This is a genomic window from Lacticaseibacillus manihotivorans DSM 13343 = JCM 12514 (genome assembly GCF_001435035.1).
Classification (GTDB): Bacteria; Bacillota; Bacilli; order Lactobacillales; family Lactobacillaceae; genus Lacticaseibacillus; species Lacticaseibacillus manihotivorans.
In genome coordinates this window covers 1-1,193 of the sequence record NZ_AZEU01000335.1, presented here as the reverse complement: position 1 = coordinate 1,193, position 1,193 = coordinate 1, and the positions used below count along the sequence as shown (strand labels likewise).

Annotated in this window: 2 pseudogenes; one reads left to right on the top strand and one right to left on the bottom strand. The window is 44.8% G+C overall.

The annotated features are described in order from the left end of the window. Positions 1-68: 68 nt before the first annotated feature. Positions 69-463: pseudogene (locus tag FD01_RS15590) on the bottom strand (helix-turn-helix domain-containing protein); the annotation flags it as partial. A gap of 68 nt (positions 464-531) precedes the next feature. Between FD01_RS15590 and FD01_RS15585 the strand changes: the two are divergent. Then, positions 532-1,116: pseudogene (locus tag FD01_RS15585) on the top strand (IS6 family transposase); the annotation flags it as partial. Positions 1,117-1,193: the final 77 nt, after the last annotated feature.

Sequence of the window (1,193 nt, the reverse complement as noted above, 5' to 3'; positions counted from 1 at the left end):
GAAGTCCAGGAATTTGTCCGCACGCCCTACCTGGTAAAGCTATATGCCGTCTTCATCCGAGTCTGTATTTATCTCTTGTGCGAGTTGTTGAATGGTTTGATATTGCTCGTCTGAGCGGCATTCCTTCTTTCTATTTCCTGAAGTTTTTTAGCACGGCGGCCTCCGTTGAGACGTATTCAAGTCGCGCCTTAAGGCGTTTGATCTCAAAATCTTTCTTTTCAAGTTCAGTAAGTTGGCCATGATCTTCCTTGGCTTTGCCACGACGATCGGCGAGCGACGATTCACCTCCTTGATTGAACTTCTTGACCCATGCATAGACTTGTCCATATGAAACATCGAAGTGCTTTGTCGCTTCAACGTAATTCAACTCATTGGCGATAGTCCATTGTGCGATCTCGATGCGTTCGGCGTGAGTCGTCTTGCGTCCATCTTTCATTGGGGTGGCCCTCCTAGTGGCTTTGAGGGTTCTGGTGCAAAGTTTACTCAGGGAGAGTGCATCCTGTATCATGAATTTAAACTGGAGGTTTTCAGATGACTGATCATTTTAAAGGACGGCAATTCAATCAATCGGTGATTACTTTTGCCGTAGGCTACTACTTGCGTTACAACATCAGTTATCGAGATCTAGTTGAAATGATGCGCGACCGTAGTATTTTCGTGCATCACACAACCCTCATGCGTTGGGTACAACATTACTCACCGATTATGCGGGCTCTATGGCGTAAGCGCCATCGGCGCACTTCCAAAAGTTGGCGTATGGATGAGACCTACATCAAGATCAAAGGTCAATGGAATTACCTCTACCGTGCCATTGATGATCAAGGTCTTACGCTTGATTTTCAACTGCGCAAGAAGCGTGACTTTAACTCGGCCTATCATTTTCTCAAACGCCTTTTAAAGACCTATGGTCTTCCACATCGATTAGTGACTGATCAGTACGGAGCGACCCTAAAGGCAATTAAAAAGCTTACTAGGGAAGGCTATCTGCACAAAGGTGTGCATCAGTGCTCCAAATATCGCAATAATCTGATTGAGCAAGATCACCGTTTTATTAAGCGGCAACAAGCTCGTTCCGCAAGTTATCAGAGCACTCGGACAGTAGCTAGTGGCTGTTCAAAAACGCGTAGTGACTGATAATAGTGATTTTAAGACGTTACTGTCTTATAATAAATGCATACGAAATGTCGGTTTTC